General features: G+C 67.3%; 21 protein-coding genes and 1 tRNA gene. 12 read left to right on the top strand and 10 right to left on the bottom strand.

Annotated elements, in window-relative coordinates; translation table 11 throughout:
• Positions 1–92 precede the first annotated feature (92 nt).
• From OG394_RS33940 to OG394_RS33915, 6 genes are all read left to right on the top strand, one after another.
• The gene (locus OG394_RS33940; protein WP_328991268.1) at positions 93–587 is read left to right on the top strand and encodes a SigE family RNA polymerase sigma factor; all 495 of its coding nucleotides are present in this window, start codon (positions 93–95) and stop codon (positions 585–587) included.
• Positions 584–1,195 (top strand): META domain-containing protein, encoded by a 612-nt coding sequence (locus tag OG394_RS33935; protein WP_328991266.1) that lies wholly within the window; start codon positions 584–586, stop codon positions 1,193–1,195. Before OG394_RS33940 ends, OG394_RS33935 begins: the two co-directional genes overlap by 4 nt.
• 354 nt (positions 1,196–1,549) lie before the next feature.
• A complete protein-coding gene (locus OG394_RS33930) occupies positions 1,550–2,605 on the top strand; it encodes a hypothetical protein (RefSeq protein WP_328991265.1) in 1,056 nt (351 codons plus the stop codon).
• 295 nt (positions 2,606–2,900) lie between these two features.
• Entirely contained in the window at positions 2,901–3,314 is a 414-nt protein-coding gene (locus tag OG394_RS33925) for a hypothetical protein (RefSeq protein ID WP_328991264.1), read from the top strand.
• 11 nt (positions 3,315–3,325) lie between these two features.
• Complete coding sequence (locus tag OG394_RS33920) at positions 3,326–3,928, top strand: cell wall protein (protein ID WP_328991263.1); 603 nt, start codon at positions 3,326–3,328, stop codon at positions 3,926–3,928.
• A 27-nt stretch (positions 3,929–3,955) separates the two neighbouring features.
• The gene (locus OG394_RS33915) at positions 3,956–4,816 is read left to right on the top strand and encodes a MauE/DoxX family redox-associated membrane protein (protein ID WP_328991262.1); all 861 of its coding nucleotides are present in this window, start codon (positions 3,956–3,958) and stop codon (positions 4,814–4,816) included.
• A gap of 45 nt (positions 4,817–4,861) precedes the next feature.
• Here OG394_RS33915 and OG394_RS33910 read toward each other — a convergent pair whose 3' ends face one another.
• The 5 genes from OG394_RS33910 to OG394_RS33890 form a co-directional block, all read right to left on the bottom strand.
• A complete protein-coding gene (locus OG394_RS33910; protein WP_328991260.1) occupies positions 4,862–5,788 on the bottom strand; it encodes a hypothetical protein in 927 nt (308 codons plus the stop codon).
• 1 nt (position 5,789) lies between these two features.
• Positions 5,790–6,233, bottom strand: a complete 444-nt coding sequence (locus tag OG394_RS33905) for a peptidase inhibitor family I36 protein (protein WP_328991259.1) — start codon at positions 6,231–6,233, stop codon at positions 5,790–5,792.
• A 104-nt stretch (positions 6,234–6,337) separates the two neighbouring features.
• Complete coding sequence (locus OG394_RS33900; protein ID WP_328991258.1) at positions 6,338–9,079, bottom strand: AfsR/SARP family transcriptional regulator; 2,742 nt, start codon at positions 9,077–9,079, stop codon at positions 6,338–6,340.
• 112 nt (positions 9,080–9,191) lie between these two features.
• Positions 9,192–10,538: a glycoside hydrolase family 27 protein gene (locus OG394_RS33895; RefSeq protein WP_328991257.1), complete on the bottom strand. Its 1,347-nt coding sequence runs from the start codon at positions 10,536–10,538 to the stop codon at positions 9,192–9,194.
• Between the two features lie 66 nt (positions 10,539–10,604).
• The gene (locus OG394_RS33890; RefSeq protein ID WP_328991256.1) at positions 10,605–11,603 is read right to left on the bottom strand and encodes an AraC family transcriptional regulator; all 999 of its coding nucleotides are present in this window, start codon (positions 11,601–11,603) and stop codon (positions 10,605–10,607) included.
• A gap of 80 nt (positions 11,604–11,683) precedes the next feature.
• On the opposite strand from OG394_RS33890, the gene OG394_RS33885 reads away from it, so the two are divergent.
• Positions 11,684–11,938, top strand: a complete 255-nt coding sequence (locus OG394_RS33885) for a DUF4242 domain-containing protein (RefSeq protein ID WP_328991255.1) — start codon at positions 11,684–11,686, stop codon at positions 11,936–11,938.
• A 46-nt stretch (positions 11,939–11,984) separates the two neighbouring features.
• On the opposite strand, the gene OG394_RS33880 is transcribed toward OG394_RS33885, so the two are convergent.
• Together OG394_RS33880 and OG394_RS33875 are read right to left on the bottom strand one after the other, a co-directional pair.
• Complete coding sequence (locus tag OG394_RS33880) at positions 11,985–12,107, bottom strand: hypothetical protein (protein WP_328991254.1); 123 nt, start codon at positions 12,105–12,107, stop codon at positions 11,985–11,987.
• A 66-nt stretch (positions 12,108–12,173) separates the two neighbouring features.
• Positions 12,174–12,584, bottom strand: coding sequence for a maleylpyruvate isomerase N-terminal domain-containing protein (locus OG394_RS33875; protein WP_328991253.1), 411 nt, complete (start codon positions 12,582–12,584; stop codon positions 12,174–12,176).
• Between the two features lie 98 nt (positions 12,585–12,682).
• Between OG394_RS33875 and OG394_RS33870 the strand changes: the two genes are divergently transcribed.
• The 5 genes from OG394_RS33870 to OG394_RS33850 all read left to right on the top strand — a co-directional run bounded on the left by OG394_RS33870 (position 12,683) and on the right by OG394_RS33850 (position 17,343).
• Positions 12,683–12,755, top strand: a tRNA-Arg gene (locus OG394_RS33870).
• 300 nt (positions 12,756–13,055) lie between these two features.
• Positions 13,056–14,453, top strand: a complete 1,398-nt coding sequence (locus OG394_RS33865) for an ABC transporter substrate-binding protein (RefSeq protein ID WP_328991252.1) — start codon at positions 13,056–13,058, stop codon at positions 14,451–14,453.
• 9 nt (positions 14,454–14,462) lie between these two features.
• On the top strand, positions 14,463–15,533 hold the full coding sequence (locus tag OG394_RS33860; protein WP_328991251.1) for an ABC transporter ATP-binding protein: 1,071 nt from the start codon (positions 14,463–14,465) through the stop codon (positions 15,531–15,533).
• Complete coding sequence (locus OG394_RS33855; RefSeq protein ID WP_328991250.1) at positions 15,530–16,468, top strand: carbohydrate ABC transporter permease; 939 nt, start codon at positions 15,530–15,532, stop codon at positions 16,466–16,468. Before OG394_RS33860 ends, OG394_RS33855 begins: the two co-directional genes overlap by 4 nt.
• Entirely contained in the window at positions 16,465–17,343 is an 879-nt protein-coding gene (locus OG394_RS33850; RefSeq protein WP_328991249.1) for a carbohydrate ABC transporter permease, read from the top strand. Before OG394_RS33855 ends, OG394_RS33850 begins: the two co-directional genes overlap by 4 nt.
• Positions 17,344–17,417: 74 nt before the next feature.
• On the opposite strand, the gene OG394_RS33845 is transcribed toward OG394_RS33850, so the two are convergent.
• From OG394_RS33845 to OG394_RS33835, 3 genes are all read right to left on the bottom strand, one after another.
• Positions 17,418–18,785, bottom strand: coding sequence for a hypothetical protein (locus tag OG394_RS33845; protein ID WP_328991248.1), 1,368 nt, complete (start codon positions 18,783–18,785; stop codon positions 17,418–17,420).
• A gap of 145 nt (positions 18,786–18,930) precedes the next feature.
• Positions 18,931–19,398: a YybH family protein gene (locus tag OG394_RS33840; RefSeq protein WP_328991247.1), complete on the bottom strand. Its 468-nt coding sequence runs from the start codon at positions 19,396–19,398 to the stop codon at positions 18,931–18,933.
• 114 nt (positions 19,399–19,512) lie between these two features.
• A complete protein-coding gene (locus OG394_RS33835; RefSeq protein ID WP_328991246.1) occupies positions 19,513–21,690 on the bottom strand; it encodes an ATP-binding protein in 2,178 nt (725 codons plus the stop codon).
• Positions 21,691–21,865: the final 175 nt, after the last annotated feature.

Below are 21,865 nucleotides of genomic sequence, written 5' to 3'. Positions count from 1 at the left end.
ACATACAACTGATTGAAATCTTTGCAGCACTCTGGGTGGTCAACCGCGTCTAATAGGTGTGAGGTGTTGTAAACCCGTCCAGGGAGTTGCGAGTGGAGTTCGAGGAGTACGCGTCCGCGCGCGGGCAAGACCTGGTGCGGCTCGGATTCACCGTGTCCGGGGACTACCAGCGTGCGGAAGATCTGGCCCAGATCGCCCTCATGCAGGCGTTCCGCAACTGGCGGCGCGTGCAACGAACGGAGGATCCACATAACTACGTGCGGCGGATCCTCGTCAATTCCTACCTGTCGATGACCCGGAAGCGGTCCTTCACCGAGGCTCCCGCCGCCGACATCGACTCCGAACGCACGGTGCCCGACCCCGCCATCGACATCGTGAACTCCGACGACCTCTGGCGAGCACTCGCCCGGTTGTCGGCCAGGGGACGGGTCGTTCTGGTCCTGCGCTACTACCAGGACATGGACGACCGGACGATCGCCGATGTGCTCGGCATCAAACCGTCGTCCGTGCGCGCGACGGCCAGCAGAGCGCTGGCCTCGCTGCGGACGGCCAGGCAGTACAGCCGCGTTGATGAGAGGTTGCCGTGAGCAAGACTGAACTCGAACAAGACCTGCGGAAGACGTTCGAGCGTGCCGCCGCGAGTGTGCCGGCCGCGCCCGATCTGGTCATCCGGGCGGAGACCCAGGTGCGCCGCGAGCGCAAGACCTGGGCCGCCGCCGGTGCCGCCGTGGTCGCGGTCGCCGCGGTCGCCGTCGTCGGTGTGGCGATGCAGCGCGAGCCGGACGGCCCACCCGTCGCCGGGCAGCCGGCCGCGGTCCAGACGAGCAGCGCCACGACCACCGCGTCGGCCACGGCTCCCGCGACTGTCAGCGGTGTGAGCGGCACCTGGTTCCCGCTCCGGATGACCGGGTTCACCGGGTTGAGGAAGGCCCGGCCGCAGCAGCCGATGCTGACCTTCGCCGCCGACGGGACCTGGACGGGTTCGGACGGCTGCAACAGCCTCGGCGGGACGTACACGATCGGTGCCGGCGGCCAGTTCAGCGCGACCGTCGGCGACCAGCGCCTGGCCGGTTGCGACAACGTGCCGCACACCGGCGTGCTGATGGAGACCCGCAAGGTTGTGGGCGACAAAATCAGCCTGCGATTCCTGGGCGCCGACGGGCTCGAACTTGCGTCATACGTGCGGACACGGTAGGCCTAATTGATCGCGTATAGTGACCGGGTATTGACGATCCGCAGTCACTGATCGGACGATGCAGGGCAAACACGTCCAGCGCTAAGGGGCAACGTGCGACTTACCACCACCGTCCGGGTCCTCGTCCTCAGCTCCGTCACTCTCAGTGCAACATTCGCGGCCTTGCCGACCAACGCCTCACCCAATGGTTTTGGTTCGCCCGGCTCCGTCGAATCGAGATGTGATCACACACCTCCGTCGGCCAACAGCACGCAGTCGGAGCGTCTCAGCCAACCCACCAGCTCAACCGACCGCAGACCACTCGGCGACGCGATCGGTGAAGGCATCAACCAGGCGATCCGCTCGGTCGAACCGATGACCGAAACCGGCCGCCCGACCTCCGGCCTGCCGTATGGCCTGAGCGTCGGCATCATCGGCATCCTGGGCTCGCCCGGATCCGGCTACAAGGTGATGTTCGACGAGTCCGTCACCGACCAGAAGACGTACAACGCGGCCGTGGCCAAACACGTGCCGGAGGCCGGCCTGCAGATGCTCGGCACCGAGCGCAGTTGCCGTTCCGCCAAGCAGATCGCCGCCGCCTGGACCGAGCTCGGGAAACGCGAGTGGTCCAGCGACGCGAAGAAGATCACGTTCACCGCCGACCTCGACGTCGCCACCGAGCAGATCGTCGTCGAGTACGACGCGGACGGCACCAGCGCCGAGGCCCTCGCGGGTCTGAGCAAGATCGACCCCGAGGTGGTGCGCCTGAAGCCCGGGAAGAACCAGCGCATGGACCGGCTGAACGACACGGCTACCGGCGGCCACTGGGGTGGTGCCCGGATCGCGTCGTCCCTGAAGTACTGCACCGCCGGGTTCAGCGTGGTCCGCCGCGCGATCAACGCCCGCGCCTCGGTCACCGCCGGCCACTGCGGTGTGAACGGCACGTACTGGCGTTCCGGCTCGAACTACTACGGCACCACCAATGGCCGGGTGAACTACCCCGACTACGACCAGGCCCTGCTCACCGGCAGCTCCTATGGCCCGAAGATCTGGACGTACGGCGCGGGCGATTCCGCGGAGACCCGCACGGTCAGCGGCGCGGCCGACCCGGCGGTTGGCCAATTGGTCTGCCAATCGGGAAGCTTCAGCAACTCCATCTGCAACATCCGGGTGGACTCGCTGAGCGCGAAGTACTGCGACCCCGACGGCTGCACGACGTACGTCATCCGCGGCAGCAAGTCGGGCGAAACCGTCATCCGCGGCGGCGACTCCGGCGGCCCGGTCTACACCAAGCCGGGCAGCACCACGGCCACCATCCGCGGCATGGCCTTCGCCGGCGGCAACTGCGTCTCGGCCCGCTGCACCACCATCTACGCCGAACGCTACGACTCCATCGCCGGCCACCTGAACATCTACGCCCTAACCGGCTAACCCCCTTCGCGCCCACCCACCACCGGCGCCCCACTCAGGGCCCGGGTCGATCCCGGAAGCATCGACCCGGGCCCTACCCCTGCCCACCCCTCCGTTCATCGGTCCCTTGTGACGCGGCGCGCCGCCGTTCATCGGGCCGAGGGGACTTTCTAGGCTGGGGAGGGCATTAATGGACGAAGAAATTAACTGAGCCGGAAACTTTCCAACGGTCACGACCGGTGGTACACCTTTAACGTTCCGTGAGTAGCTGACGGAACAAGTAGGTCTATCCGCCCGAATGACCTAGGAGGAAGTAATGGCTGGATTGAACGGCGAAGTCTCGTGGTTCTGTTGCGGTAACAGCTGGGGCCCCTGCAGTAGTACCGGCCGCGGCGCCTGCGGTACCTGCCACTCCGGCAACTCCCAGCACGCTTGGCCGAACACCTCGGCGGCGTGCTACGACATCACCCGGCCCGACCGGTGCGGTATCACCGGAATGTCCTTGCGTACTTGCGGTTTCCGGCATCGGACGACCAACTTGTGCAACGGCCGGGCGATCACCACCACGATCGCGGACTGTGGTCCACAGACCGATCTCTTCTGCGGTGAGCGGGCCTGCTGCGGTGGCAACTGCGGCACGAACCGGATCATCGACCTCACCCCGGCGGCCTTCAGCGCGATCGCGAGCCTGAACGCCGGCCTCATTCCCTGCAACGTCGTCGTGGGCTGAGAGGAACGGACATGACCACCTTCGATCGCCGGACCCTGCTCACCAGCGCCGTACTCGGTACCACCGCCTCCCTGGTCGGTGCGACCGCGCTCGGCTCCCTCGCCCCGGAGGCCGCATTCGCCACCCGGGCCAAGTCCCCCGAACCGGGCGCGCCCGACCCGGACTTCGCCGAGGGCCGGGTCACCGGCCGCAACGGCGCGGTCGTCACGGCAGGCGGCTCGGACGGCCGGCTGCACCGGATCATCCTCACCGGCGGCACCAGCGTCTGGAAGTTGCACCCGACAACGATCGACCAGGTCAGCATCGGCGACGGCCTGTACGCGCGTGGCGTGCTGCTGCCCGACGGCATGCTCGCGGCCGAATCGGTCTGGGTCAACATCGTCAACCTCAAGGTCGGTATCACCAGCATCGGCCGCAACCAGATCACGATGGACCACCACGGTCACAAGGTCGTCGGCCATGTCGTACCGGGTCTCAGCGCGGCGGTTTACAACGGCACCCCCGCGGTCTCCGACCTGTCGATGCTGTCCGTCGGGCGGCACGCGCAGGTGCTCGGCGCGTGGCGTCCGGATACCAACGAGGTCGATATCGCCACCATCTACGCGGCGGCCTGACCGCCACCTTCGAGAGGAGATCCGCAGATGGTGAATGATCTCGCCGCTGTGCAACCACTCGTGCTGGGGGCGATCCTGCTCTGGTCGTCGTACGGCAAACTCGTCGGCGACCAGGTCCCGGCCAGGGCACGCCGGACCGCGTTGGTCCCGCTGGTCGGCAAGGAGCGCGCGGTTCCGGCGTTCCGCGCGGTCGGGATGATCGAGGTACTGGTCGGCCTGGCGCTGGTACTGCCGCCGCTGCGGCTGGTCGATGCCGCGGCCGCGACGGTGCTCGCGGCCGGGTTCGTCGGTTATCTCGTCTACGCCAAGATCGCCGCGCCCGATTCGTCCTGCGGGTGCGTCGGTTCCAAGGCCGCGCCGGTGTCGTGGCGTTCGCTCGGCCGGGCCGGCCTCCTGCTGGCCGGTGCCGCGTTTGCGCTCACTGCGACGACCGGTTGGTGGACGGTGTTCGCCAACCCAGCAGTGATCGGCGTGGCGGTTGTCGAAGGACTGGTGTTCGCGGCGCTGTCGGCCGAGCTCGACCACCTTTGGCTGGTGCCGTTGCGGCGGCTCCGGGTCCGGCTAACGCACCCGCTCTCCAAGACCGCCGGCACGTACGACGTACCACTCGCGGCCACGCAGCAGCAGTTGATGCGTAGTCCGGCCTACCGGGAGGTCTCGCCGTACTTGCGTTCCGACATCCGCGACCACTGGGATAAGGGCGACTGGCGGTTTGTCAGCTATACGGCCGCGTACGGCGAACGGGCCGGCCTGGCCGTCTTCGCCGTACCCCGGTTGCAGTACGAGCCGGACGACGTACTGGTCGCCATCGTCGACGACGAGACCGGTAAGACCCTCTACAAACCCCGACTGGTCAAACGCGAAGACCTACTGCCGATGGCCAACTAACACACGCAGGGCCGGCGTCCGAAGGGGCGGCTTCGGACGCCGGGGTCAACGGGTTGTGGTGAGGACGGCCTCGGCGGTCGTGGCGGCGTGTGACCAGACGCTGGCGAGCTCGGACAACGAGTGCAGCTCAGACACGGACAGCGTTGCGGACTTGGACTTCTTGAGGTCGATGACGAGTCTGGGGATACCGACTTGCTGCGCGCAGGTGGCATCTGCGACGGCCGCTTTGATCTCTTGTTGCAGCAGGCGCTTGCTCTTGCCGTGAGCCTTGTAGCGGGCTGAGAAGTCTTCGCTCACTTTGGCCGGCAGGGCGTACGCGTAGCCGTGGTGGCTCATACAAGTGGCCCAACGCCGCATGGCCTGGTTGTACTCGGGTGAGGCCGTTGCGAGGGCTGCGACCTTGTTGTTGAGCTCTTCTGGCACGTACGTCACTCGGGCCCACGAGAGGATGTCGCCGTACAACGTGGCCTGGGCTTCGTGCAGACAGCCTTCGCCTGGAAAGCTGACCGGCCCCGTGCCCGGCAGTTCGATCGCGCGGCGCTGTTCCTCGGCGCCGAAGAGCGCGCGGGTGAAAGTAGCCCGTGCTCTTGCCGGCAGTGCCCTCACATACTGATCCAGAGCCGGTACGTCGCTGCCGTTCGCGCGGGAGAGGCCGTAGCCCAGACGACGGCGTTCGGCCAGGTTGAGCGCGCGCTCTTCGTCCGTACGGGTATCGGCCTTCGGTGGCTCCTTCGGGTAGGCGACTCCCTGGTCCCGCATACACCGGCCGACCAGTACTTCTTCCGCCGCCGTGAGCAGGTACTTCTGCTGATGGAAGGACCCTGACTGCGTCAACAGGTCGAGAGCCGTGGTGTCGAGATCGGCCGGTGGCGCGGTGGCCGCCGGGGCGCTCTTGGCGCACCCGGCGAACACCAGCGTCACGGCTACCGCGCAGGCGACCAGGCCTGTGCGCACGATGGGCCGTTTGAGCACTTCAGCACCAGCGGTTGGAGCTCGTCTTGTCGTTCATCCCCTGGTTGCGCAGGTTCGAGCGGTCGCCGCCGCGGCCGATCGTCTCTGCGTCGCCGCTGTAGCTGTGGTGCTCGTACAAAGTCACCGAACAGGACGTGCCCCGGTTCTTGGCCGACGAGGCGCAGTCGTTCCAGTTGCCGTCCTGGCAGTCCGGCTGCCCGTAGTTGCTCCAGTGTGCGTTGTTGCCAGAGAACTTGCCCCGCTCCCCCCTGTAGTCCGAGTCAACCCAGAAGCACAGGTAGCTCGAGTCGCAGGTTGAGGCGGCCACCCGCGCCGGGATGGCGATCTCAGGCGCGAGCATGGCGGTGGCCTTGGTCGGTACTGCTGCGGTGGTCGCGTTGGCGGCCGGCGCGAACGCCACAGCGGCGGCCATCGCGGCCAGAACGACGGCGAGCTTTCTCAGCATCGTGGTGCCTCCCTGTTCCGGAGGTTCGGGCGGTCCGGACCTCCACACCGGAACGACGATGCAGCAGCGGGCGCACAGAACGCGCACAGACCGGGCACAGACGACTACACGAGGTCGCCGAGCTGCTCGCGCAACTTCTGCGTTTTCGGCCCGCCGCGGAGTTCGGCCAGGATCATCCCCGCCTCCTGGCGGCACGCCTCGGCCTGATCGCCATCGCCCAGGACGTCCGCGAGCCGCGCGAGCACGATGGCGGCCTGCCAACGATCGCCGGTCTCGCGACTTATCGCGAGGGCCTGGCGGTAGTGCTCGATGGCCCGCGCGGGTTTACCCAACGCGACGTACACATCTCCCAGGCAGCTCCGGGTGTAGCGCTGCGCGGCCCGATCGCCGCTGGTCCGCTGCAACCGCAGAGCCTGACGGAGCTGGCCAAGTGCCTCGTCGAGCCGGCCCAGCGCCCGATAGGCATCACCGAGGTTGCTCAGGGCCAGACCCTTGCCGTGGGAGTCCTGGTGCAGCACCAAGGCCTGCTGGAAACAGTCGACCGCTTCGTCGAACCGGCCGAGGTCGCCCAACGCGACGCCGAGGTTGTTCAGGTTCCAGGCTTGGCCGGATCGGTCTCCCGCGGCTCGCTCGATCACCAGCGCCTGCTGATGACAGGCGATGGCCTCCACATACTGATCGAGGTCGGAGTGCGCGACACCGAGGCCGTTCAGCATCATCGCCTCACCGGTGCGATCGGCCAATCGGCGCGCGGAGGCGAGGCCGACCGTGTACGTGCTGATCCAGTCTGCCCAGAGCCTGCGCCGGTAGAACCAGCTCAACAGGAACGAGGGCAGCTGCCATGCATGCCGATGGCAACCATGATCGGCCGCGACCTGCACCGCCCTGACCAGGTTGTCATTCTCGGCCTCGAACCAGCGCATCGCCTGATCCTGGTCGAACTGCCGATGGAAGGCGTCGACATCGAGTACGACGCGATGGCGCGACGGTTGCAGAGCCCGATCGGCCGCATCCGCCGAGGCGACGAACCACGCGAGCAGGCGTTGGACCGAATCCGCTTGCGCAGCAGGGCTTTCGTCAGAGCGCAAGCAATCCCGGGCGAAATCGCGGACCAGGTCGTGGAAGTGGTAGCGCCCGGGCGTGATCTGCTCGAGCAGGTAGAAATCGAGCAACGCGTCGAGCATCGATTCGGCACTCGCAGGCGTCAGACCACACAGCGCGGCAACCGATTCCGCCGTGAAATCGTCCCCCGGATGCAGCCCCAGCAGCCGGAACAACCGTCGCTGGTCATCGGCCAAAGCCAGGTAGGACAACTCGAAAACGGCTCGCACGCCACGATCGCCCAGATCCAGCTGGTCGAGCCGATCACCCTCCAACCGGTCGGCCAGATCCGCGAGCAGCCAACTCTGCCGGGCCCGCAATCGCCGGGCGGCCAGCGTCACCGCCAACGGCAGAAACCCGCACAACCGGGCGATTCGCGCGGCCGCATCGGGCTCGGCCGCGATCCGCTGCGGCCCGACGATTCGGGCCATCAACTCGACCGCCTCCCGCTCGGAGAACACGTCGAGCCCGAGCATGACGGCACCATCCAGCCCGGCCAGACTGCACCGCGTCGTGACCAGCACCAGGCTGTCGGGACCGCCGGGCAGCAGCGGTCGCACTTGCTCCTCGCTGACGGCATTGTCCAGCAGCACAAGGGATCTCGCGCCGGCCAACCGGTCCCGATAGAGCGCGGCCCGTTCGTCCAGGTCGTGCGGCAGCTGCTCGGCCGGAACACCGAGGGCGTGCAGGAACGCCCCGAGTACGGCGCTGGGCTCGGCCGGCGGCTGCGCGCTGTCGAAACCACGCAGGTCCGCCCAGAGCTGGATGTCCTCGTACGAGCCGAGCTGGTGCGCCGCGTGAATCGCCAGCCGGGTCTTGCCGACGCCTGCCATCCCCTCGATCACGCACACCGTGACCGGACCGCTGACCGCCTCGTCGACGAGTCGCCGCAGCCGCCACAACTCGTCGCGCCGACCGGTGAAGTCGGCGATATCCATCGGCAGACGGCGATGCCGGCCCAACGGAGGCGCCGGAGCCGCCGTACGGTGCGAGCCGAGGATCTCACCCTGGACGCTCTGCAGCCGCGGCCCGGGCTCGATCCCCAGCTCGCGCACCAGCACTTCCCGGGTCTGGCGGAACACGTCCAATGCGTCCGCGCGACGGTTCGAGCGGTACAGCGCGAGCATCAACTGGGCCGAAAGCTCTTCCCGCAAAGGGTGTTCGTCGACCAGGCTCTGCAGTTCGGACACCAGCGAGGCGTGATTCCCGAGCTCGAGATTGGCCCGGCAATGCTGCTCGATGACGGCGAACCGGCGATCCTGCAGCCGGCCGACCTCCGCCTGCAAGGCCGAACCGATGGCCTGCCCCTCGAGTGGTTCTCCTCGCCAGAGCTCCAGGGCCTGCCGGAAATGCTTGTCGGCGGTGGCGAAATCCTCGTCCTGCAAGGCTCTTCCGCCTTCGCCGGCGAGATACTCGAACCGCGCCACGTCGAGCTCGTCCGGGTCCAGCACGAGGCTGTAACCACCGTTGCGGGTGACCAGGTCGGCCCGCTCGTCGCGCAGGATCTTGCGCAGGCCCGCGACGTACGTGCGCAGGTTCGACTCGGGGGCCATCGGCGGATCGTCCCAGGCTGCGCGGGTGAGATACCCGATGCCGGCGGTGTCGTTGGCCCGCAACAGCAGCGCGGCCAGCACCGCCCGTTGCCGTGGCCCACCGAGCCGCTCGATCTCGCCGACCTCGAGCGCGCCGAGCAACCGGAATCGGGGCGGATCCGGACGCGCTTCACCCCTCGAAAACCCGATCATCCCCCGCGCCCCCTCCGGCTGATGTCACCCCACGTAACGTCACCGACGCAAGGAGTTTAGCTACCGAAGAGGGCAGAACGGCTAGGCCGCGGTGGCTGATTCCGGACGCCGCTCAGGACACGGTGATGACGCGGGAGCCGTGGGCGGGGACGTTGGTGGCGGTCCAGGAGTTCTTGAATTCGCCGAGATTCCGCCGGTTCGCCAGGTCGCGGACCTCCCGGTTTCCCCTGATGCCGAGCTGGCTCCACGGCACCGTGATGCTGGCGGTCTCGGTTCCGAGGTTGTAGACCGCGACGGCGAGCTTGCCGTTGGGCAGCCGCTTCTTCCATACCTGCAGCGTTCCGCCGCTGACCTGGGTCGGGATCACGCCGGCCTGGTCGACCGCGATCACCTCGGGATTGGTGAGGATCGAGACGGCCTTGCGGTCAAGGTTGGCGAGGTCTCCCCCGACGTACAGCGGCGATGAGGCCATCGACCAGAACGTCATCACGCTCTGCCGTTCGATGTCGTTGATGCCGTCCTGGATGCCGACGCCGGTGTTGTTGGAGATCGGCATCGAGTCGAGGTCCGGCCAGTAGTTGGGCTTGACCACGTCGAGCCAGTTCGGCAGGTCCTCCCACCGGTTGTCGACCGAGGAGGTCCAGGTCGCCACGGTGTTGCAGTAGCACTCGATGTCGGTGTCGACGCGGACGCTGTTCGCCCAGGGCTGCAGGCCCTCGCCGGCCTCCCGCGGTACCGGCCAGGCGCTCGCGGTCAGCCACATCTTGCGGCCGCTCTGGTCGATCGCGTTCGACCAGGCCTTGATGTCCGGGATGTTGTCGGTGGTGACGCCGTCGATCTTGACGAAGTCGACGCCCCAGGACGCGAACTTGTCCGCGATCGAGTCGATGTACGCCTGCGCGCAAGGCTTGGCGAAGTCGATCTTCCAGTCGCCGCCCCACATGTTGGTCGGCGTGAGCGGCAGTACGACGATGTCCTTCGTCGTGCAGTTGGTGCCGACGATCGGTGCTGCCTTCTCGTAGATCGGCTTCTGCAGACCGGCACCGCCGTACAGGCCGATCTTGAGGCCCTTGCCGTGGACGTACTTCGCCAGGCTGGCGATGCCGTTCGGGAAACGCTCCGGATCGGCTTCGGGAATGCCGTTGGCGTCGGTGCGGAATTCCCAGGCCCAGTTGGCGTTCCAGCCCGCGTCGAGGTTGATGTTGGTGTACCCGGCGCGCTTGAGCTTCGAGGCCATCGCGTCGGTGGTCGCCTTGATGTGCCCCTCCGTCAGCCACTTCGTTCCGTAATCGGGATGGCTGGAGGACTGGACGCTCCAACTGCTCCAGCCCATGAACGGCTTGACGCTGAAGTCGCTTTTCGCTTGGGCGGGTGCGCTGGACATCAGAGTCGTGGTGAGTACGACGGTGAACGCGGTCGCCTGCACGAGTGCGCGGCGAAGGAAACGAGCGGTGGACATGGCGGGAACACCTTTCGTAGGCAATCCCGGGTACCGTACGGGCAGTAAATTAACTTCGTCAAGTATCTAGGCGGCGGGGCAGGCGGCGCGCCACACTGCCGGCGCCAGGCCCGTCTCGCGTTTGAACGCGCGGCTGAACGCCTCCTCCGAGTCGTAGCCGACCCGTCGCGCAATCGACGCCACACCGAGGTCCGACGTACGAAGCAGGTCCCTCGCAACGTGCATGCGCCAGCCCGTGAGGTACCGGATCGGCGCCAGCCCCAGCACCTCGCGGAAGCGCTCGTCGAGCAACGACACCGAGACCTTCGCCGCTCGGGCCAGCGCGAGCAGCGTCCACTTCTCCCCGGGGGATCCGTGCATCGCGGCGAGCGCCGGGGCCAGCACAGGGTCGCGCAACGCGCGGATCCAACCGGTCTCCTCCGCCGGGGCTCCCGCCAGGTGCAGCTTGAGGATCTCGAGCAGGAGCAACTGCGGGACCGGCGTCGGCGCCTCCATACGGTCACCGGCGACCAAGGCGGTCTGCTGCGCCGCATAGTCGATACTCGCGCGCACCCATTCGCGCGCCGCGCCTTCGGGCGGCCGCACCACGAACACCGGCGGCAGCGCGCGCAGCCGTGGATCGAAAAGCGGATCGTCACTGACCAGGTAGCCACAGACCAGGTGAGTCACCGCGCCACCCTTGCCGTAGCGAATGACCGGCATCCGGCTCCATGGCGGCGCCTCGATCAGGTCCGACACCGCGACGCAGGCCGCCGGCTCCGTCCCGCCCATCCGGTGGCTGTCGCCGTACGGCAGGACGATCACGTCGCCCGCCCCCGCCCAATGCCGCTCTCCGTCACGCGTCTCGATCCATGCGCGCCCGGACGCGACGACGTGGAAGAGGATCATCCGCTCGGCACCCGGCGCCAGCACGGCCAAGGCGTCCCGCGGCGGCAGCGATTCGTACGCCCAGGACTCCGAGTACTCCCCGCGCAGGAAGATCGCCCCCTGGAGTCGTAACCGGGCCAGCGCCAACGACAGCGTGGCTTCCCGGTCAGCTACGGCGGGGGCGCGGTCATGGCTCATCGGCCGCCCCGACATAACACTGATCATCACACAGCCGGAACCGAGGGAGGCCGGACCGGCGAAACCGTAAGGGGACCGCTATGCCGCTGTTCATGGACGTACACGAGGAACTGCCCGAGGGCGCGACGGCCAAGGACGTCGCCGAGGCGCACAAGGCCGACATGCAGGTACAGGACGATTACGGTGTGAAGTACCTGCGCTACTGGGTCGACGAGACCAAGCACAAGGTGTTCTGCCTCGCCGAGGCGCCCGACGCCGAAGCCGCGATCGCGGTGCACCGGGAGGCGCACGGCCTGCTCGCAGACCACGTCTACGAGGTCGTAGAGGGCAGCTGACCGTTAGGGGGCCTGTCGCCTGCCGGCATCGACCGGCAGGCGACCATTACGTACGCCGCCCGAAAGCGTCAAGCACGCGACTCTGGAGCGACGCGTCGGCTGGAAGCTCGCTTGCCCCGGCGCCGTACGTGCCCATGCCGCGCATCTCGTCGAGATGTGGCAACACCATCGCCCAGAGCGCCTCGACAACCCGAGCATCGAGGGACGAGTCCAGCTCCGCTCCGACCGCGATATCTCACGCGTGTACGACCAACTCCCCCATGCGGAACCGCACGAACGTCTCGAAGGAGATGTCCCTGCTGGGGTGGTGAAGCAGCCGGGTTTGATCGGCAGCCGCGAACGCGTCCAGTTGACTCTGGCACGACGTCGCCAACGCCGAGAGCGGGTCGTCGCCGAGGTGGTCGATGTCCAGCCCCGCGGTGGCGTCGGCGGCGGATGCGCCCGCCAGCAGTCGTACGGCGAAGATGTTGCCCGCGACAACGTGATCGACAACCTCGCGAACGGTGATGTCGCAGGGCGTGCCGTTATCCCAGGCCGTCGGCGCCACTCTGCCCGCGATCCGTTTGAACTGGGCGGTCGCTGCCTCGACGCCGTACTCGTCCATTCCGCCCGGCAACCCGGCGAGAAACCCATCAACCCGATCCACCCTAGAACACTACAAGCCAACCGGTCCGCCCCAGATCCGCCTGAAGCCACCACCACCCGGCCTGAACAGACCACCCGACCCGCTACGCTTGCCTCCGGGCCCCCGTAGCTCAGGGGATAGAGCAATGGTTTCCTAAACCATGTGCCGCAGGTTCGAATCCTGCCGGGGGCACCCACCAAGTGTGCGTTGTTCAGAACACCCTTCGACCCACCGGATCAGGGCGGTTGCGTTGTGCACACGCGTCCGCCCAGATCCCAGAACGCCTGACGGGCGGACGCGACCGCCTGAGACGGTGCCGGATTCGGCGGGCATCGCCGTCCTGCTCAAGGCGTGACACGCACATGATGGGCGGACATCTCGCGAGGCTGCCCAGTGCCCTGGAGGACCAGATGATCGACAGTAGACCACTGGACCTTCCCGGCGCTCACTGCACAGTCGTACTGTGACAGGGAGCCTCAGAGGAGGCGTGCGATGAACGATTCTGGGCTTCTCTCGCGTCGGGACCTGTTATGGATGGCTGCTGCGGCCGCCGCGGTCTCCGCCTGTGGCGGGGGCGGGGGTGACAGCGGGCCGCCGGATGCGGCCGTGCCCGCGCCGAGCCCGACGTTCGCCGAACCCACGGCGGCGCTCTCCGGCGATCTGAGGATCCTGCTGTGGAGCCATTTCGTGCCCGCGCACGATACGTGGTTCGACCCGTTCGCCAAGGCCTGGGGCGAGCAGGTCGGGGTCAACGTCACCGTCGACCACATCAACAACGCCGAGATCCCCGCGCGCATCGCGGCGGAGGTCCAGGCCAGGCAGGGGCACGACCTGATCCAGTACATCGCGCCGCTCTCGCAGTTCGAGCCGAGCGTGCTGGACCTCAAGGACGTCGCCGCCGAGGCGGCGAAGCGATACGGCGAGCAGTTGCCGCTGTGCGTCAAGTCCAGTCAGAACCCGACGACCGGCAAGCACTACGCGTATGCGCCGAGCTGGGCGCCCGACCCCGGCGACTTCCGGAAGAGCCTGTGGGAGTCGGTCGGCCTGCCCAACGGCCCGACCTCGTGGGACGAACTGCTGCGCGGCGGGGCCGAGATCAAGAAGAGCAAGAACGTCCAGATGGGGCTGGGCATGTCCCAGGAGATCGACTCCAACATGGCTGGCCGGGCGTTGCTGTGGTCTTTCGGTGGTTCGATCCAGGACACGAACGAGCAGGTGGTGATCAACTCCCCGGAGACCATCGCCGCCGTGGAGTTCATGCAGCGGTTGTTCAAGGACACGATGACCAACGAGGTCTTCTCCTGGAACGCAGCATCCAACAACCAGGGCCTCATCGCCGGTCAGATGTCGTACATCCTCAACTCGATCTCGGCCTGGCGCACCGCTCAGGAGGCGGCCCCGGAAGTCGCCGACGACGTGTTCTTCGTCCCCGCGCTCAAGGGCCCGAAGGCCGCGCTCGCCGCGCAACACGTCATGTACAACTGGATCGTCCCGAGCCACGCTCGCAATGCCGACGCAGCGAAGGAGTTCCTGCTCCACTACACGGGCAACTTCGCACTCGCGACGTACCACTCGAGGCTGTACGACCTGCCAGCCTTCCCGAAGCTAGTACCGCAGCTGAACGACTGGCTCGACAAGGACCCGTTCGGCGCCAAACCGGCCAACAAGCTCGCAGTGCTCAAGAACGCGATCGAGTGGAGCACGAACATCGGTCACCCCGGCCCGGCCAACACTGCGGTCGGTGAGGTCTTCGCGACCTTCATCATCCCCAACATGTACGCCAAGGCTGCGCGCGGCGAGCTGAACCCGCAGCAGGCGGTCGCCGATGCCGAGCGGCAGATCAAGCCCATCTTCGACAAGTGGCGGCGTCGCGGCCTGATCGCTGAGTAAGGAGCGCGCGTGGCCGTCGTCGAGGTCCGGGGGCTGAAGAAGCTGTTCGACGGCGGGCGGGTCCGTCGCCGTGCCCAGGCGCGGGTGCATGCGGTCGACGGCGTCGACCTGGCGACCTCGGAGGGCGAGTACCTCGTGCTGCTGGGGCCGTCGGGATGTGGCAAGACGACGTTGTTGCGCACGATCGCGGGGCTCGAGCAGCCGACTGAGGGTGAGATCCGCATCGGCGGGCACGTCGTCAACGAGCTACCGCCCCGGGCGCGCCGGGTTGCGATGGTGTTCCAGAGCTATGCGCTCTATCCGCACAAGACGGTGCGCGCCAACATCGTCTTCCCGCTCAAGGCAGCGCAGATCGACAAGGCGAAGCGGGCCGAGAAAGCCAAGTGGGCCGCCGAGCTACTCGGTATCGAGCGGCTACTCGACCGCAAACCACGCCAGCTCTCCGGCGGCGAGCGGCAGCGGGTCGCGCTGGCCCGGGCACTCGTCCGCGATCCGAGCGTCTTCCTGCTCGACGAGCCGTTGTCCAACCTCGACGCTAAGCTGCGTGCGAGCGCCCGCGACGAGCTGAAGCGGTTCCAGCGGCGGGTCCGGACGACGACGATCTACGTCACCCACGACCAGGTCGAGGCGATGGGTCTGGGTGACAGGATCGCCGTGATGTACCAGGGCCGGATCCGTCAAATCGGCCCGCCGGTCGAGGTGTATGACGATCCCGCCGACACCTTCGTGGCCACGTTCCTGGGCTCGCCACCGATGAACCTGGTCGCGCGCGACGACGTACTCGTCGGCTTCCGCCCCGAGCATCTGCTGCCGGCACAGATCGTGCCAGGCGACGACCGGTTGGTCGTGCCGTTCCAGGTCGACCGGGTGGAGTACCTGTCCGGCGACCGGCATCTGTACGGCACAGTGCGCGGGCTCGGTGAGGAGACCCGGGTGATTGCCCGGCTGCCCACGACCGTCACCTCGCCGGTCGAGCCGGGCGAGGAGTATGACTTCGCGGTGCACGCCGAGCGACTGCGATTCTTCGACGCCGGTAGCGGCAGGCGCACCGAGCCGGTGTCGGTACGGACCGGTCCATGACGCAGACCTCGGCACCCACGGCCGCCGTACCCGAGGTCGAAGTCGGCCAGCGCCGCCGGCTCGCCGACCGCGACGGGCTGCTCGCGTGGGTCTTCCTGCTGCCGTCGGTGATCTACATCGTCGCCCTCGCCGCGATCCCGTTCTTCCTCGCCATCGCGTTCAGCTTCAGCGACGTGACCGCGGGCGACCCGAGCTTCGACTGGGTGGGCCTGCGCAACTACGCCCGGGTCTTCGACGACCCGGTCTTCTGGCAGTCGCTGCGCAACACGGTCATCTTCACCGCAATCTCGATGCTGCTGATCGTGCTGCTCGGAAAGATCCTCGCCAACGTCCTGATCGCCGACTTCCGCGGCAAGTGGCTGGTCCGCTTCCTCGTCCTCCTGCCCTGGACCACTCCCGTCGCACTGTCCACGATCGCCTGGCTGTGGCTGCTCGACTCGGTGTTCTCGCCGATCGACTGGGTGCTGCGCGAGGTGGGCGTCATCGACGCCAACATGTACTGGCTGGGCGAACCAGACCTCGCGATCGCCTCGGTGATCCTGGTCCATGTCTGGCGGCTGGTTCCGCTCGCGGCCGTGATCATGATGGCAGGCCTGGTCGCCATCCCAAGAGATGTCCAGGAGGCGGCCGAGGTCGACGGCGCCGGCTTCTGGCGGCGGATGTTCGAGATCACGATCCCGCTGACGATGCCGATCATCGCTGTGGCCGCGCTGTTCGGCGCGATCCTCACCTTCACCGACATGACCGTGGTGTACGTGCTGACCCGTGGCGGGCCGACCAACTCCACCCAGGTGCTGGCGAGCTGGGCGTTCTTCCGCGGCATCGAGGGCGGCGACGTCGGGCAGGGAGCGGCGATCGCGCTGTTCCTGTTCCCGTTGCTGCTCGCCGCCGCCGTCGCGATCCTCCGCTCCGTACGCCGGATGGAGGTCACATGAGGGCCGCCGAGGTCGAACGGATGCGGCGGCAGGCGCGCCGGCGACACATCGCGTCGCGCGTGACCGTGTACGTGCTCGCGGCCATGGCGGCGCTATTCGCGGCCGGACCGTTCCTGTGGGCGGCGATCACCGCGTTCAAGGAGAACCGGGACCTCTACCGCCGCGACAACAACCCATTCATCTTCAATCTGGCCCCCACGCGCGAGCACGTCGACTACCTCTTCACCAGCACGGATTTCCCGACCTTCGTCTGGAACACGCTCTGGGTGGGACTGCTTGTCACCGCGATCACCCTCGGCCTCGGCCTGCCCGCGGCCTACAGCCTGGCGCGACTCGACCGGCCCTGGTCAGGTCCGATGGCGATCGCGATCTTCTTCGTCTACCTGGTGCCGCCCACCTTGCTGTTCCTCTCGCTGTCGCGCGTCGTTGTGGCCGCAGGCCTGCAGGATAAGACCTGGGCGCTCATACTCGTCTACCCGACCATCACGATCCCGGTCTCGGTGTGGCTGCTGATGGGCTTCCTCCGCGCGATCCCGAAGGACATCGAGGAGCAGGCCATGGTCGACGGGTACAGCAGGCTCGGCGCGTTCGCCCGCATCGTCCTCCCCCTCGTCTTCCCCGGCATCGTCGCCGTCGTCGTGTTCGCGTTCACACTGACGGCGAGCGAGTTCATCTATGCCCTGGCCTTCGTCTCGCCAACCACAGAGAAGCCGATCAGCACCGGCGTACCGACGGCCCTGGTGCGCGGCGACGTGTTCTTCTGGCAGTCGCTGCAGGCGGCAACAGTTCTCGTCGCAGTGCCGATCGCACTCGTGTTCAACTTGTTCCTGAACCGGTTCATCGCCGGCTTCACGATGGGTGCCGTCAAGGGCTGAGAACAGAGACATCCCGGGTGATGCACCCAGGGGCCGAAGACCCTCGATGCATCACACGGGTGACGGCCAGACCTTTACGGGATCGTGAAGCCGAGCAGCCAGTTGTAGATGTCGTGGCCGGCACTGAGGTTGTAGGTACGTGTCCAGGAGTCATGGTCCACGCCGGGGTAGACCGTCAGCTCGGCGTCGCGCCGCGGCGGCGCGGGACACGCCATCAAATCGGTCATCGGCTCGATACTGCCTGCCGGAGCCACGACATCGTCCGCGTCGCCGTGGAAGGCCCAGATGGCGACCTCACCAAGTCCACACTTCGCGGCGTCCCACGCGGGGCGGGCATCACCGGCGATCGGGACCATGGCTGCGACCTGGGGGCCCGCCTGCTCGGCAACGTACTCCCACGCGCCGAAGGCGCCGCAGCTCAGCCCGGTCAGATAAATCCGCTGCGGGTCGACGTCATAGTTTGCGATCGCGTACGCCAAGAATTCGCGCACCTCCGCGGGGGTGGTGCATGGCGAGCCATTCTCCGGATGGCCCAGGTCGTGCTGGATCCTCATCACGCAGGAACCAGGGTGCACGGCATTCTCACAGGCGGCATAGGGCGCATCATCCGTCGGGTTCGCGTGTTGCGGAGCAAGAACCACGAAGGGACGCTCGGACGGCCACCCGCTGTTCCTGATGAGCTGAGGGATGCCCGTGGCGAGGAGGTTGCCCAACTCGGCAGGTGAGCCGTCGCCGTTCTCACCGAACCCGTGCAGAAACACCAGGAGTGGGCTCCGCCCGGCCTCGTCGTAGTCGGGCGGAAGGTATTCGTAATATCCCGAAGGCGCATCCGTCGTCCCAGCAGGGCGGGCCGTGAGCCGCTGAGACGATCCGGTGCCGATCAGATCTCCCGCGACCTTGCAGAAATCGACGAAGAAGCTCGGATGCGGACCCCTGATCTCGGCGCCCAAGAACTCGAGGAAGGTCCCTCCTGGCTGGTCGTCACCACCGGTGTCGAAGAGCGTCCGGTATCGGACGGCACCACGGTCCCGCAGCACGACATTGCCCGAGGAGTCCTCCACCACGAACGGCTGGCCGGCCAGGACGGTGACGAACTCGAAGACGGAGCCCTCCACTCTCGTGGCGCCGATCTCGTTCGTCACACTCCGGCCGCGCACCACGAACCACTCGCCAGTCTCGAGGTTCGTGTGGATCTCGCGATATGTGGACGTGTCCTTGAGGAAGAATGCGGATTCATCGGCATTCTTGCCTGCACGCACGCGGTAGCTGCCGCTGAACTCTGCCTGTACTCCGACCGGATATCCGCAATCGTTGTAGACAAACGAGTCCGTCCCCGAATAGGTGCCCTGGTCGATGACGGTGGCAGCGGCCGGCATGACCGCCAAGCCCACCAATAACGCGGCCGATCCGCCGACCAGCGCAGCCCGAAGCTTTCGCATCATCTTTCCCCCCTTGCTCATTCTGGTCATGAGCGCTCAACTTTTCCTCCTTGTGTACTCCGATCAGGAGCCGGTTCCCAGAGCGCAGCCTCCGCTAACGCCGACTTCCGCGACTGACCGGCCTGGCCCTGCGGGGGCACCGTCGGGGTCAGTTCGTCTCGAGGAGCGTGCTGATCGGTTGAGGGGTCGTGATCGGGTCGGCGTGGCGGTGCACGATCTTCCAGGCGTCTCCCTCGCGCCGGAAGATCAAGGTGACCCGCAGTGCGACAAGAGCCATGTCCTCGCTTCCCCCGAAGCGTGCCTGCGCCCGCTCGATCTGGACGACATAGCCAAGGTCAGCGGTGCTGTAGCGGGAAACCTCGTCGTAACCGCGCATGGCGCCGTCCCTGATCTGCGCCGCAGCCGCTGCCGCTGCCTTGCCGACCGCGACTGGTCCGACCTGAGGCGGAAGGAGCGGATTCGCGAGCGTGACGTCGTCGCGCCGCGAGAACAACTCCGTGACCGGCTTCGGATCGCCCTGCACGAACGCGGCCTGAGCGCGCCGGAACGCCTCGACTGCGTCGTCGAAGCCACCCCCGGTCATCGTCGCCATCGTGGACTTCGAATCTGATCGCATCGGTAAACCTCCTGTGAGAAGGCGGAAATGTCACCGCCGCGGGATCTATTGGTTCACCGTAGAAATCGGGCTCGGGTGCTCACATCAGTGCGATCGCGGATTCACCACTGACTCTTACTCGCCCCGTTCGCGCGCCCAGGTCGCGAGTTGCGTGCGGTTGACCAGGCCTGTCTTGGTCAGCGCGTGGCGTACATGAGTCTCGACCGTCCGGACCGAGAGGTGCAGCCGGGCGGCAATCTCCTTGTTCGACAGGCCGTCGGCGACGAGCCGGATGGCGTCGAGTTCACGCCGGCTGACCCCGAGGTCGTGCGAGATCCTCGGCCGGGTCGTGCCGAACGCCAGCGCGATGGCCTCGTCAACGGCCAGCCGTGAGCCCTCTTTCCACAGCCGGGCCGTGTCGTCGGCGGTTCCCTCGGCCGCGGCGGCGCGGGTTTGCTCAGCCATCGCCCGGATGTACGGCGGGAAGTCGCCGCCGTTGCGGGCTCGCACCTCCCACGCGGCGGCCAGGACCAGAAGCGCGGTCCGCGGATCGCGTCGGACCACCACGCTCGCCTGGCCGACGAGCGCCGCCGGCAGCAGCGTGGAGTCTTGGTAGTACTGAAAGCACTCGACCGCTTCCCGGAAGTACGACGACGCGCCATCCGGGTCGGCTGACGACCCGGCCAGGATGCCGAGGTAGAGGTTCGCCTGGCCCTGGCTCGCCCGGTCCTGGGCAGCCACGCCTATCGAGAGAGCCTCCTCGAGGAGCTTCCGGGCAGCGGCGGGCTCACCTTCCTTGGCCAAGACGAGGCCGAGTGTGGCGGTGGTCCGCCCCTCGGCACGCAGGTCGCCGGTCTCCTGCTGGATGGCGCGGGCGGTGACAAAGTGCTCGCGTCCGTTGTCGGGCCCCGCTCCGAACAACTTCTGCAGCCCGAGGAACCAATGCGCCCTGCCCTCGGCCGCGCGCTCGCCCAATTCGGCGCTCAGCTCGACCGCCTCTGTCGTCAGCGCGAAGGCGGCGGGCATGTCAACGAGCAGGTAGGCATATTGGCCGGCGGCGAGCGTGCATTCGGCCCGATCGCTGTTCCGCTCAGGGCACCGCCGCAGAGCCTCCTCCGTCAGCCGCCTCCCGTCGGCCTGACCCAGGATGAAGAAGAGATCCCTCGTCGTGACGAGCATTCGCATCGCCACGCAGGACTCCGTGGCCAGCGCCCACTCAATAGCGGCGCGCACGTTCCCGTAGTCGTCCGCCCGTTCCGCCAGCAAGGCGGCCACGCCTGGCGACCACCACCCTTCCTCGGCAGGAATGCCGATGGTGGCGAAGTGCCGCAGATGTCGCGCCCGCGCCCCGGCCTCCTCGTCGGCCGAGACAAGCTGCGCCGCGGCGTACTCCCGCATGGTCTCCAGGAGCCGATATCGCGTACGGCGCTGCGGCGCCGTTACAACGGTGATCAGCGACTTGTCCACCAGCCCGGCCAGCATCTCGAGCGATAGGGAGGCGACCGCGCGCGCGGCGTCGGCGTCAAACCCGCCGACGAATACGGCGAGGCTCCGGAACGCGGCCTGCTCGACGGGATCGAGCAGGTTGTAGCTCCACTCGACCGCGGCTCGAACGCTGCGATGGCGCGCGGACGCAGACCGCCGCGGCCGGCCCAGTTCCCCCAGGTGGGCTTCGAGACTGGCGAGAATCTCGGACGGCGACATGATCGACACTCGGGCGGCCGCCAGCTCGAGCCCGAGCGGGAGGTGGTCGACCCGTGCGCAAATTTCGAGGATGGCCGCTTCGGTGTCGTCGTCCGGAACCAGCTCGGGGCTGCGTTCACGGGCGCGCTCGAGGAACAGGCGGTAGGCGTGGTCGGGGCGAAGGGGTTCAAGGCGCCACACCGCCTCGCCGGTGATGCCGAGCGGCTCGCGGCTGGTGGCCAAGATCCGGAGCTTCGCGCAGGCGCCGAGCAGCGTGGTGCTGAACTCCGCGCACGCGTCGAGGAGGTGCTCGCAGTTGTCGAGGAGAAGCAACGCATCACGGTCGGCCAGGTACCGCCGTACGACCTCGGTGCTCGAGTCCCCCGCGGCGCCCCGAATGTCGAGCACCCGTGTCGTCGCCGCCGCGACGTCTTCTGCCGCCACCGACGCGAGATCAACCAGCCACACGCCATCGGCCTGCTTCCGGGCCTGCCGACGTCCGAACTCGATGGCTGTCCGGGTCTTACCCACCCCACCCGGGCCGGTCAGCGTCACCAGCCTGGCTCTGCGAAGCATGCCGCTGACCGACTGCAGCTCCGACTCGCGGCCGATCAACGCCGTGAGAGGCACAGGTATCGAAGGACTCGGTCGCTCCCCTTGCTGACCCACGACCAAAGTGTCGCCCCGCCAAGCCCCGGCCGCCAGCACCAGCGCCTCTGTGGTCCAACCCCTCGATGACCCCCTAAGCGAGGCGGCACAGCTCGTGCACGCCTGACCTTCTGTTGCAGGAAGTTGCAGGGCGTTT

Origin of the sequence: Kribbella sp. NBC_01245, from assembly GCF_036226525.1 — a bacterium.
Classification (GTDB): domain Bacteria; phylum Actinomycetota; class Actinomycetes; order Propionibacteriales; family Kribbellaceae; genus Kribbella.
Note: the sequence above shows the minus strand (reverse complement) of the source record. Positions and strands in the feature narration are given on the sequence as shown.

Coding starts and splice junctions, on each gene's coding strand:
- OG394_RS33930 (WP_328991265.1), top strand. CDS start 1,550: ATGACCGAAACCGGCCGCCCGACCTCCGGCCTGCCGTATGGCCTGAGC.
- OG394_RS33925 (WP_328991264.1), top strand. CDS start 2,901: ATGGCTGGATTGAACGGCGAAGTCTCGTGGTTCTGTTGCGGTAACAGC.
- OG394_RS33920 (WP_328991263.1), top strand. CDS start 3,326: ATGACCACCTTCGATCGCCGGACCCTGCTCACCAGCGCCGTACTCGGT.
- OG394_RS33915 (WP_328991262.1), top strand. CDS start 3,956: ATGGTGAATGATCTCGCCGCTGTGCAACCACTCGTGCTGGGGGCGATC.
- OG394_RS33905 (WP_328991259.1), bottom strand. CDS start 6,233: ATGCTGAGAAAGCTCGCCGTCGTTCTGGCCGCGATGGCCGCCGCTGTG.
- OG394_RS33900 (WP_328991258.1), bottom strand. CDS start 9,079: ATGATCGGGTTTTCGAGGGGTGAAGCGCGTCCGGATCCGCCCCGATTC.
- OG394_RS33895 (WP_328991257.1), bottom strand. CDS start 10,538: ATGTCCACCGCTCGTTTCCTTCGCCGCGCACTCGTGCAGGCGACCGCG.
- OG394_RS33890 (WP_328991256.1), bottom strand. CDS start 11,603: ATGAGCCATGACCGCGCCCCCGCCGTAGCTGACCGGGAAGCCACGCTG.
- OG394_RS33885 (WP_328991255.1), top strand. CDS start 11,684: ATGCCGCTGTTCATGGACGTACACGAGGAACTGCCCGAGGGCGCGACG.
- OG394_RS33880 (WP_328991254.1), bottom strand. CDS start 12,107: ATGGTGTTGCCACATCTCGACGAGATGCGCGGCATGGGCACGTACGGC.
- OG394_RS33865 (WP_328991252.1), top strand. CDS start 13,056: ATGAACGATTCTGGGCTTCTCTCGCGTCGGGACCTGTTATGGATGGCT.
- OG394_RS33855 (WP_328991250.1), top strand. CDS start 15,530: ATGACGCAGACCTCGGCACCCACGGCCGCCGTACCCGAGGTCGAAGTC.
- OG394_RS33850 (WP_328991249.1), top strand. CDS start 16,465: ATGAGGGCCGCCGAGGTCGAACGGATGCGGCGGCAGGCGCGCCGGCGA.
- OG394_RS33845 (WP_328991248.1), bottom strand. CDS start 18,785: ATGATGCGAAAGCTTCGGGCTGCGCTGGTCGGCGGATCGGCCGCGTTA.
- OG394_RS33840 (WP_328991247.1), bottom strand. CDS start 19,398: ATGCGATCAGATTCGAAGTCCACGATGGCGACGATGACCGGGGGTGGC.